This is a genomic window from Pseudomonas sp. NBRC 111130, assembly GCF_001320485.1.
Taxonomy (GTDB): Bacteria; Pseudomonadota; Gammaproteobacteria; order Pseudomonadales; family Pseudomonadaceae; genus Aquipseudomonas; species Aquipseudomonas vlassakiae.
This window is the reverse complement of sequence record NZ_BCBG01000035.1, coordinates 44,773-55,477: the sequence shown is the minus strand read 5'-3', so window position 1 is coordinate 55,477 and position 10,705 is coordinate 44,773. Positions and strand designations below refer to the sequence as shown.

The following is a 10,705-nucleotide window of genomic DNA, read 5'->3' as shown; positions in this document are numbered from 1 at the left end:
GGGAGCGGGCTTGCCCGCGATGCGCCGCGCGGGCGGCGCTCGATCTGATAGGCGCTGCACAACTGTCGGCATACAAAAAAAGGGCATTAAAAAGCCGGCTTGTGGCCGGCTTTTTAATCGGCTTAGCAGCTTATTTTATTGGGTTTCGTCATGATCTATGCTTTCGATCCCCCATTTATCCCCCCAGTCTAGCAAAGCGTGAGGGGAAAGAGAGCTCTTAAGTGATTGAGCCTCGGTGGTTAGACCAGTCTGTTAACCTTTCATCGCCTCACGAGGCAGTTGGCAGCTCACAAGCATGCGCCAGTCCAGCTAGGCTATGAACCAGAGACTGTGAGTGGGTCAATTTACCTGTCCTGCCGAATCTGGGAGGAACGTGGACAACCTCAAAGCTGCCACCGCCCTGCCAAGAGACTGTTTCCGTAATTCCTCCCGGATCCCTGCCTTTCACGACGTGTTCAAGACGAGGGTAGAGGAACTCTAAAACGGTTTGTGCATTACGCTCAGCTATCATCCAGCGCCGCCCCATTTTGTGGGCAACTGCCGCCGTGGTTCCGCTGCCTCCGAAAATGTCTACTACTAGCTCTCCAGGATTCGTGGCGATATGGATAATGCGTTCGAGAAGGAGCTCGGGCTTAGGAGTATCAAATACCTCGTGATCCGGGAACATCGCTAGCAAATGCCGTTTGGCTTCGTCATTCGTACCCGTATCTGAGGTGCCCCAGACAGTGAAAGGTACTAGCCCGCGAAGCTGGTTTGCGAAGAGTTTCAGCCGGGGCGATCCATCACCTCCTTTAGGAAACCAAATTCGACCGTCCTCGATTAGGTCCCGGTACGTGGGCTCTGTGGCGTACCACGACCGTCCTCGCGGTGGGCGCAGAACACGACCCGTAGGAGTGACAATCTCATACTGCTGTGCGGGGCGGATACCCGGCGCGGTGAACGGAGCATCCCCCCAAGGGCCTCTTGGGTCATTATCTTTGTTGAGAAGATGGGCATTATCTTTAACTAAGAGGTTTCTCGAAGTTTTCCATTTCTTCGGACCGCTTGGAGCATATACGAGAATAGTGTCATGGTTTGACGAAAACGCAGCGCGCGAGTCTCGGGTCGTTTTCTTTTGCCAGACTACAGATGTGACAAATGCACCTTCACCGAATACCTCATCCATTACTGCACGCGCGCGATGCACTTCGCTGTCATCCAGATGGACCCAAATACTTGCGTCTTCAGCGAGGAGTGGAAGTATGGCTGTAAATCTATCGCGCATCATACTCAGCCACTTGGAGCGGTCCATGGTATCTGTATACTGGCGGAAATTAACCTGTGTGTTAAAAGGCGGGTCGATGTAGACCAGGCGTATACCGCCATTGAAGAGCGCAGAATTGCGATGGAGCGCCTCAAGGGCATCCAGTCCGTCGCCGATCACCAGCGCGTTCGACTGGGGGGTTATAGGCCCAGGGGTGAGCATTTCCGTCTCGTATGGTTGCAACAGCCGAGGATCCGCTGGATGCATCCATTCGTACCCGTTGGCACCGGAAGCACGCAGTGATAAGTCCTTGTTCGGCCAGACGAGCTGAACGTCAGACATAAAAACTCCTAAATTTACCTTCATCGGACAGTGATGCGTTACCTACGTTGTACATCCTGCTAGAATACCTTTGGCCGATCAACCGGCGGAAATAAGAGATCAAATGGACAAGTGTGCTTCAAATCTGGGTCAGGCGCAACTACCGTTCGCCGGCTCCCTCCCAGCTATCAAGCCGTTCGTAAGATGGGTTGGGGGTAAAACTCGCCTACTTCCGCGCATACTCCCGTACATTCCAGACAAAATCCAGAATTACTACGAGCCTTTTCTCGGTGGGGGAGCGGTATTTCTAGCTTGCGCAGGACGTGTCGCGGGTCGTGCTTACCTGGCTGATTTGAATCAGCACTTGGTCGCAGGCTGGGTTGCCATGCGGGACCATCAAGAGGAGCTAATACCTCGACTCAATTGGTACATGGAGAACGACTCCAAGGAGTTTTATTACGAAGTTCGTGCGCAAGTTCCAACTTCGCTGCTAGAAAAGGCGGCAAGGTTTTTCTACCTTAACGGAGTTTCATGGAATCACTTGTGGCGGGAAAACTCTCGCACAGGTGCAATGAATGTTCCTTGGGGTGACCGAGCGTTTAAAGGTTTCGAGTCCGCTTCCTTAGCTAGCATAAAGCAGGTTTTAGCGCGCGCGGATATAAAAAATGCCGATTTTCGAGAAGTGTTGAAAACTGCTTCCAGTGGGGATTTTGTTTATCTTGATCCTCCCTATCTGCCGATATTCACTCGCCCTGATTCAGAGAAAGAGCCAACTGCTAAGTTCAATAAATATACTGCAAAAACTTTTGAAGCTGCAGATTTGATCGAGCTCGCTCGCATTTGCCATAATTTAACCGATCGTGGTGTTAATTGGGTGATGTCGAATCGTGACACTGAGTCAGTGCACGAACTCTTTCCAAATGCAGAAATTGTGACTTTCACTACTCATCGCTCGCTTGCCGCTCAGAGTAAGAGAGAGGTTGAGGCTCATCGTTCACCAGAAGCGATTATCATAGGGAGGGCATGAATGTCAGCTTTGCCAGTGGAGTGGGTTTTAGTAATCTATTACGGCCCGTCGGCGCATCGAGCTACATATGGACGTTTCAATAACTCGAAGGATAAAACCTATACCAAGGATTATATCCAGCTGTCGAGAAAAAGCACGTTCATGGATGCTATTGATCGTTATTTTCCGAAAGCGAATAGCGATGGCTCAGCGCCGCTTACTTATAAGTGGCCGACTGGGACAGCGTCGGGTGCTTTGGTATTGATTTCCGCCGACCGCCCGCATCTTAAATGGGAAACAAGTGTTGGCGCTCCCCTGGTGTGGCGCATGTCGATTGATCCCACCGAAGAAACTGCTCAAACGATACCTGGCGATCCTACTCACACAGAAATTGCCGCAGCCGAGCGCGAGTTTGAGCTCCTGGCCAGTCGGGGAGCGGGCCAACCGTATCTGTTTGCTATAAAGCTGGTTGGTGAAGACGACACGCTTCAGCTCCGTGCCTATCTTTCGGAACCGAGCGAGGATTTTGAGTGGGCTAGTATTAGCCTTGTTCCTCAAGAAATCCAAGATATAGCGGCAAAAACCTCTCAACGCTCAGCTTTGGCTTGGTCATCCGTTGCAAGCGGAGGTGTCGCGCCGAGCAAAGTAACAGATGCAGCTTTATCGCGGTTATTAGAGTCCAGTGAGCCTGAAGCCGTCATTGAATCATTGGATGATGTTACGGCGATTGCTTTAGCTGGCTACTTGAGGAATCCAGGATACGGCTTGTTTTTTGACCCTTCCCGTAATCACGATGCCTGGCAGAAGGTACTCAAGTTAGATCCTCAAATCACAGCTTCAGTTGATTCATTTCTTGAGATGCTGGGCAAACGCTCATCTTCACTCGTGCTGAGCGATGCTGTAGCCGAAACGCTAGATGTATCCGTTGAGGAAGTAGAGGTCTTCCGTGACCAAATTGAAGATCGGGATTATGAAGTACAAGATTCTCACGCCACCGTTAAAACTCGGGGAAGCGCCCAACGAGCTTTCGCCGAAGCTGTGAAGCGAAATTACGGCTACCGATGCGCTTTAACAGGTATTAAAAGCAGGGACTTTTTGGTGGCTTCGCATATCGTTCCTTGGAGTGAAGACCAGACAATTCGTTTAGATCCATCGAATGGCATATGTTTGTCTCTTCTGGTAGATAAAGCATTTGAAAAAGGCTACCTCCTCATTGAGGATGATTGTGTTGTATCTCTCAATAGAGATAAGATCGGAGCTGATACATCACTTCTAGCGCTATTAACTCCTTATGAAGATAGAAAGCTCCGTGCTCCGAAGAAGTCTCCTCCGAGATCTGCCTATCTTGAAAGGCGGCGAGCATGGGTATCTGCTGACTGATTTAGATAATTTATCCTGATAAACGTGCCTCAGTGCTCACTGGGGCAATTCAGTCAATTCTAAACTTTTCGTCGGCGAGCACGAAACAGGTTTCAGTATTGACCATTACGTAGTCAAGCATTCGGCAGCCTGTTAAGTGAAGTGACTTTGCCATATTTCCGATAACGATCTTTCTCTCTTCAATATCTTTAAGAGAGTGCGTGAGGTTTTTGTGGGCGATAATGACTGCTGCAGCATTGTGTTCGATAACGGCTTTACACAGTTCTCGACTACAAATGCTTCCTTTACGATTGCGTCTAAATAGTTCACGAGTGGCAAAAACTGTCTCTTCTTCATTGAGCAGAAGCAAGATAAAGGTGTCGTCGTCATGAAGCTCCAGCATCCGTTGTAGCCAAGTAATTATTTGCTTTGGTTGAGCGAGTGAGCGTCCAATCATAAACCGTTTCATCGCTACCTGTTGCGCGGCTTGAATTACGTCCGCTTCAAGAATCGGCCCGGCACAAGAGTCATAACTGCAACAAGAGGTCGTGAGAACGTTACAGTATTTCATTTCTTTCTCCAAAGCTATGTCCGCATTTCATGCAAAAGCGATACTGTAAAATCTGCTGATCAATTTGTTGTCCAAGCTTGCTTCCAGCTGTAAATCCTGCAGTTGCGCCTATTAATCCGCCCAGCACAGCTCCGATGAACGTTCCAGTGGTGAAACCCACTGGACCGGCGATGGTTCCAGCTAGTGCACCCGCTTCAGCACCTGTTCTGGCGTTTTTATAACCTTTGGCCGAACCAGCGATTGCGCCGATCCAAGCGCACAAGTTCGTAGCTGAATTTTTATCCGTCGTATGTGTGGACGAACAGATGGGGCATGTTATAGCCATGGGAAATCCACTCTCGTTTTGGTACTACCGGAAGGCATCCTCACCTCAAGCTGACCGCTTGGGCGGTCAGCTTGAGGCTTGGGTTCCGAGTGATGATGTATGACTGCGAAATTTTTGATTTTTTGAGCCTTCCGACTGGGAAAGCTTCGAGAGCGGGAGCGCCGTGGAGTCTGGAAAGGGCTTGGCCTGGCGGGCGAAAACTAAGTCCGCCAATCAGGAAACTAAGTCCGGCAACGCAGACGGCCTTGGGGCTAGGGGGGCACCCGGTTTCAGCCGGGAGGTCCAAAATCTGTCAGTCACGAACGGGGGCAGGTAGGGCTGTTTTATCGGCTTGGGCGAGGCTTATTAAGCGAGGGTTTAGGGGGGGCTACTGGGCTTGTAAAACTTCTACCGAAGCACTGTGATTACCCCGGTCGAGGAAATGGCGATATGGTGGCTGCCAGCGCATAAGCAAGCCGCCTGGAGGGCATCCCAACGTGAGTGGTTCTACACCGATACACCCTAAGATCCTTCGCCTCAAAGAAGTCGTGAATCGCATTGGGCTCTCTCGCTCGACTATCTACGATCGGATAAATCCTGATTCATCCCGTTATGACAGAACTTTCCCAAAGCCCATTAAGATTGGTCGAGCGGCAGTTGGTTGGTTAGAGTCGAGTGTAAATGAATGGATTGAATCACTGAATGGTAATGTAAACTTTTAATAATCATCTAGGTTATATGTCGGATGGCGTCTAGATTGTGTACTAACTTTTTGAAATCACTCGCGCGATAGCCTGTCCCTTCCGCGTTGATTGAAATGCTGCGCCCCTCGGTTTGCGGCTATTAAGGAGGTCTTGATTTTTGGTTTATATGTTATTAGCTTGTCATGTTCTTGTGTCTAATAAATATTGTAATGCTTAACAGTCAGTGGTGTATTGGGATATTGTTTATGGAGCAGGCAGAGTTTCTTGAGGTGTACAAGGATAAAGCATATGAGCATTACTACGATGAGGCAGATGGTCAATGTCGTAGTAGCTATAATCAGGGTATGTTGTTTGAGTTCGTGAGCCGAATTATGAGGGCGGTAGATGTTCTGCGTGGGCCTGGTGGTTTGTTTTTGCCGAGGAAGACAAAAGGGCTTGGGAGCCTGGTTCTGAATAAATCTGAGCAGCGCGTTCTTTCAGCTATCGCTATAAACTATGTGGATCTTGAGAGGGAAGTGATTCTTTTCAAAGTCAATCCCTACATAAAGGTATTCATTGATTGTAATGCGGAGATAAAGCCATCTAACCCATATTTGTTGAAAGGTGAGGATGTTGATGAATCTATCGCCATCTTGAACAAGTTTGTAGCGGTTGCTCGTGCAAAAATTTCTAGCAATGAATTTAGAAGAAGTATGGCGGCTCATGCTAGGGCGGCTGATAAGAACTACGCCGGGTTAACGCGCTATATAAATGACCTGTTTGCTAAATATTCGAGATTGCTAGTGTTGAGATTGGATTTTTCGTATAGGAAAGGCGAATTTGATATTGAAGATCTAAGCCGTCCTGATGATAGGCAGGAAGCGCTTATGTCTGTTACCGATGATCTAGTTAGGCATCGTGTTGAGTTGCTTAACCATCTCAAATATAAATGCCCTGGCTTGGAAATGGTAGGCTATGTATGGAAGCTGGAGTATGGTCGAGAAAAAGGTCATCATTACCACATGATGTTTTTTCTAGATGGCGCCAAGGTGCGGCAAGACGTTGTGATTGCCAAGCGGATAGGTGAGTGCTGGGTCACGCATGTAACAAAGGGGAGAGGGCTTTATTACAATTGCAATAGAAATAAAGAGGATTATAGGTTTTGTGGGGTTGGCATGATCAGTCATAGTGACTCTCAAATGATCGCCAATCTTAAAGAAAAAGCTGCGCTCTATTTGACAAAGGTAGATCACTTCGTAAGTGCATGCATGCCGTGCGGACGCCGAACTTTTGGTAAAGGGAACTCCCCTAAGCTTGATAACGTAGTCGGGAGACCTAGAAAAAGTTATCCTGTATGAGTGTCGGGAGCTTTCACAACTGCAGCGATTATCGAGTCGGATTTTATCCAGCGTCGTACTGTTCTCTCTATGCTGTCTGGCGCTGGATATCTGATGCCATTTTCCTTCATGTAGTTCTTCAAGCTTGGCATTATCGCTTTAAGTGCTTGTAACTCATTTGACCAACCAGTAATTGGTCGAAATATCTGGAGCAGTCTGCAGACTTCCTTTTTTGCAGGAGTGTAGCGATCCCTGCGCGCAATGCCTCCCTCGCTCGCAACTTGCTTCCGAGTTTTGATCTGTTCTTTATAAAATCGCTGGTCGCCTTCGTAGAGTTGATGCAAGCCAACGCACAAAGTCTTCATCGCAATCGCTTGTCCGTACAGCGGCAAGAGCTCAATTGCTTTCGAGATGCCCGAGTAGGCGTTCACGATTCGTCCGAGTACAGCCCTTTTTTCTTTAGAGAGTATCGTGTTAATCTGCTCCTGTTTTTCAGGCAGAATGACGCGCCGCTCAATTTTCTTTTTTAGGAAGTCGTCTAGCATATATTGGCTGCGCAGCGGTAGTGTTCTTCTTAGCATTGAGTATTTCTTTGTGACTAGGCTTGCTGCTTGGTTTGCTGCTATGTTGCCGGGTAAAGATTTTAAATACTGATACTCAGGTAAGTCCTCCAAGCTGTTTGGTAATACTTTTCCCGCTTCAGTTGATTTGTCATAGAGTTTTTCGAGTTCGCATTTTGGAAGGCCGCACCACATCTCTGACAGTGACAGGTTGAGTTCAATAATTGAATGATTGATTTTCATTTTTATTTCACGACTTGTTCTTGAGATGTAGGTGGCGGCAATCGTTATCGTGTTTTTATGTTTCGGCCGGGATTTGAGCCAATATGTAGTTTGCCCAGTCAGTCATAAGGTCGCGGCGTTTATCCAAGAAATCTGTACGTGAATATGCGCCCTCAGACTGGTCCCGTTCGTCATGTGCTAATGCCATCTCACATACTTCCCTTGGGTAGTTCGTACATTCTCCTGCCCAGTCTCGAAAGGAAGAGCGGAAGCCATGCCGGGTAACTTGTGTATATCCCAATTCATGTAAGAGCGTGCGGACTGCGTTTGCATGCATAACGCCTGTTTTTCCGCTGCCGGGGAAAAGATAGGGGTTATCATCAACTCTAGGGATACTCCGCAGCAGCTTTTGCACTTGGTTCGCGAGAGGAATAGAAAAGGCTACTCGCATCTTCATTCGTTCGGCCGGCAATGACCAGATGTTGGACTCTAGGTTAAACTCATCCCAGCGAGCGAATCTGACCATGTGTGCGCGTGCTCCAGTCAAAATCAGCAACTGGGCAGCCCATGATGAGGGGGTAGTGTGCGATGAAAGCTTACCCATCAACTCAGGTACGTCTTGCCATTTCAAAGCTTGGTAATGTTCACGTTTCCGTGCCTTTTTCTTATCCGCGCGGCTTAGCAGGTTGTCCAAGTGTCCGCGCCAGCGGGCGGGATTCTCTCCCTGCCTGAGATCGCGGGCCTTGGCAGCGTCCAGTATTTGCTCAAGTTGGCCTCGAACCTCGTCAGCTGTTCTTGTTTTAGTTGCCCAAATAGGTTGTAGAACCTTGAGGATTTCGCCTGTGCCAACATCTGCCGCTGGCAGCTTCCCTATGTGTTCAAATGCGTAAAGCTCAAGTTTTCTTAACCAGCCTCTACGCCACTTTTCGGACCATGTAGCCCCGTGAGCCCGACAGTAATCAGTGGCGAGCATTTCAAATGTTACTTGCTTGGCTTCGTTGACGCGATTCGCCTCTTTTAATAGCGCACGCTCTTCATCACGGGCGACCAGCGGGTCAACCCCGGCGGTAAGCAGTCTGCGTTTTTCGCTGGCATCAATTCTGGCGTTCTTCAAACTCACATCAGGATAGGCCCCAAGACCCATTTCCCGTCTGCGCCCATTGAGCTGGAAACGGAAAACCCATGATTTGCGGCCCGACGCCTTCACAACCAGACGGAGACCTTCGCCATCTTCGTAGGTGCCAGGCTTAGCCAGGTTTTCAACCTGCTTAGGATTGAGCTTACTCAAGATGATCCCCTTTTATTGTCCCCCCAATTGTCCCCCCATCAGACCGCAGACGCCTTTGCATGCATTCGGACGTTGTCGGACAGAAGGAACCTTGAGAGCCCCATGAAACAAGGCTATCAGGAAGATTCTCGGACGAGATAGGAAAGTTTCGGACAAATAAAAAGCCGGCTTGTGGCCGGCTTCTCGGGGACGGTTCCGACTAATTTATGGTAAGTCGCAACCGCCTTAACTGTGTGGCCAGCAAGGGCCTGAAAGAGATGGCAAACGGTCGTGTGGAGCGTCGCCGAGCCCTCTGGAACGCGGCTTGCGCCGGCCGGGGCTGAATGTGCCGCGTAGCATACAAGGGCTGGCGCGGTATGCCCAGCAAAAAATGGCACAGGGCGTGTCAGCCGGGGCGTCGCTGGCGGTAATGCGACCAGTGGAACACCCAGCCGAGTACCTCCAGCTTCTGCGCCTTGCGCTGTAACGGTGTGTAGCGCTCCACCACCTCACGCCGGTTGTGGCTGTGCAGGCACAGGGTGCCTTGGTGGCCGAGGCTCAGGCTGTTCACCCTGAGCCTGCCGTTGTGCAGCAGGGCATAGATCTCGCCATCAACCACCCGGGTGTAGCTTAGGTCGATCGCCAGGATGGCATCGCGTGGAATCCACGGCGCCATATTGGCAGCCGGCATGGTCATGCAGATGGCTTGCTCCACGGGTACGGCCAAAGCCTCCAGCGCAGGTGCCGGCATTGCCAGGTGATGGCCGTCGATCGCGATGAGCTGGCCGTTGCGCAGATCGTGGAAGGGTACTTGCACCAGGGGCACAAGTTGGTCCGATGACGCACCGAATGCGTCTATCGGCATTGCCTGTGGCGCATACATGCGCAGAAGCGAATGCGGGTGCTTCGGGCCTTCGCCCGTTTGCAGCCAGCGGCGCTGCACACAGAACAACTCGGCCATTTCGTCGAGGCGGGCAATCGGGATGCCGCGGGTGAACCAGTTGTTGATGTGCTGCGACGTCACGCGGCGCTGGGCAGCGAAGTCTGAGGGGGTCAGGCCACATTCCCGGAGGAGTGCCTTGAGTCGGTCACCGGATCTGTTCATGAGGCCGAGTGTAGCGGCCGGTTGCCAGTAGCGAAATGAACGTGATGTTGATATGAACGGTGTGAAAAATGCTTGGATGTAGGGCGAAGGTGTAGGGCTGCGTAGGATTTTTTACCTGCCTTCCGCGTAACCCATAAAAAACCCCGCTGAGGCGGGGTTTTTTATGCAAAACGGTATCAGCCTTTGTAGGCAGCGACCGATTTGGTGATCGCGGCGCGGGCGGCGTCGGCGCCTTCCCAGCCTTCGATCTTGACCCACTTGCCCTTCTCCAGATCCTTGTAGTTCGCGAAGAAGTGCTCGATCTGCTGGATCAGCAGGGCTGGCAGGTCGGTGTATTCCTTCACGTCGACGTACAGCTGGCTCAGCTTGTCGTGAGGCACGGCGATAACCTTGGCGTCGCCGCCGCCGTCGTCGGTCATGTTCAGCACGCCGACCGGACGGGCACGGATAACCGAGCCAGGAGCAACCGGGTATGGGGTCACGACCAGCACGTCCAGCGGATCACCGTCGTCGGCCAGGGTGTTCGGGATGAAACCGTAGTTGGCCGGGTAGAACATCGGGGTGGCCATGAAGCGATCGACGAACAGGGTGTCGCTGTCCTTGTCGATTTCATACTTGATCGGCGCGTGGTTGGCCGGGATCTCGATGGCGACGTAGATGTCGTTCGGCAGGTCTTTGCCAGCCGGAATCTTGCTGTAGCTCATTGGGCAGTGCCCCCGTGTTTGAT

Annotated in this window: 11 protein-coding genes; 4 read left to right on the top strand and 7 right to left on the bottom strand. The window is 50.7% G+C overall.

All coding sequences use genetic code 11. The features are described from left to right. Nucleotides 1-268: 268 nt before the first annotated feature. Nucleotides 269-1,585: a site-specific DNA-methyltransferase gene (locus APH33_RS26750; RefSeq protein WP_082433629.1), complete on the bottom strand. Its 1,317-nt coding sequence runs from the start codon at nt 1,583-1,585 to the stop codon at nt 269-271. A 103-nt stretch (nt 1,586-1,688) separates the two neighbouring features. On the opposite strand from APH33_RS26750, the gene APH33_RS26745 reads away from it, so the two are divergent. Beyond that, nucleotides 1,689-2,591, top strand: coding sequence for a DNA adenine methylase (locus APH33_RS26745; protein ID WP_082433628.1), 903 nt, complete (start codon nt 1,689-1,691; stop codon nt 2,589-2,591). Beyond that, entirely contained in the window at nt 2,592-3,950 is a 1,359-nt protein-coding gene (locus APH33_RS26740) for an HNH endonuclease (protein ID WP_082433627.1), read from the top strand. Nucleotides 3,951-3,999: 49 nt separating this feature from the next. On the opposite strand, the gene APH33_RS16595 is transcribed toward APH33_RS26740, so the two are convergent. Together APH33_RS16595 and APH33_RS27230 are read right to left on the bottom strand one after the other, a co-directional pair. Beyond that, nucleotides 4,000-4,500 (bottom strand): JAB domain-containing protein, encoded by a 501-nt coding sequence (locus tag APH33_RS16595; RefSeq protein WP_054886188.1) that lies wholly within the window; start codon nt 4,498-4,500, stop codon nt 4,000-4,002. Further along, the gene (locus APH33_RS27230; protein WP_156351965.1) at nt 4,487-4,825 is read right to left on the bottom strand and encodes a hypothetical protein; all 339 of its coding nucleotides are present in this window, start codon (nt 4,823-4,825) and stop codon (nt 4,487-4,489) included. Before APH33_RS27230 ends, APH33_RS16595 begins: the two co-directional genes overlap by 14 nt. A gap of 476 nt (nt 4,826-5,301) precedes the next feature. Here APH33_RS27230 and APH33_RS26735 point away from each other — a divergent pair, with 476 nt between their 5' ends. Both APH33_RS26735 and APH33_RS26730 read left to right on the top strand, forming a co-directional pair. Then, entirely contained in the window at nt 5,302-5,526 is a 225-nt protein-coding gene (locus APH33_RS26735; RefSeq protein ID WP_082433626.1) for an AlpA family transcriptional regulator, read from the top strand. Nucleotides 5,527-5,753: 227 nt separating this feature from the next. Then, nucleotides 5,754-6,845: an inovirus-type Gp2 protein gene (locus APH33_RS26730; RefSeq protein ID WP_177332408.1), complete on the top strand. Its 1,092-nt coding sequence runs from the start codon at nt 5,754-5,756 to the stop codon at nt 6,843-6,845. On the opposite strand, the gene APH33_RS16590 is transcribed toward APH33_RS26730, so the two are convergent. The 4 genes from APH33_RS16590 to ppa all read right to left on the bottom strand — a co-directional run bounded on the left by APH33_RS16590 (nt 6,833) and on the right by ppa (nt 10,682). Continuing rightward, complete coding sequence (locus APH33_RS16590; protein ID WP_128610107.1) at nt 6,833-7,627, bottom strand: hypothetical protein; 795 nt, start codon at nt 7,625-7,627, stop codon at nt 6,833-6,835. The two genes, APH33_RS26730 and APH33_RS16590, sit on opposite strands and share 13 nt — an antisense overlap. A 55-nt stretch (nt 7,628-7,682) precedes the next feature. Next, the gene (locus tag APH33_RS26725) at nt 7,683-8,894 is read right to left on the bottom strand and encodes an integrase arm-type DNA-binding domain-containing protein (protein ID WP_082433624.1); all 1,212 of its coding nucleotides are present in this window, start codon (nt 8,892-8,894) and stop codon (nt 7,683-7,685) included. 385 nt (nt 8,895-9,279) lie between these two features. Further along, entirely contained in the window at nt 9,280-9,978 is a 699-nt protein-coding gene (locus APH33_RS16585) for a helix-turn-helix transcriptional regulator (protein ID WP_054886186.1), read from the bottom strand. A gap of 176 nt (nt 9,979-10,154) precedes the next feature. Next, nucleotides 10,155-10,682, bottom strand: coding sequence for an inorganic diphosphatase (ppa, locus tag APH33_RS16580; protein WP_003255365.1), 528 nt, complete (start codon nt 10,680-10,682; stop codon nt 10,155-10,157). Between the last annotated feature and the right edge of the window lie 23 nt (nt 10,683-10,705).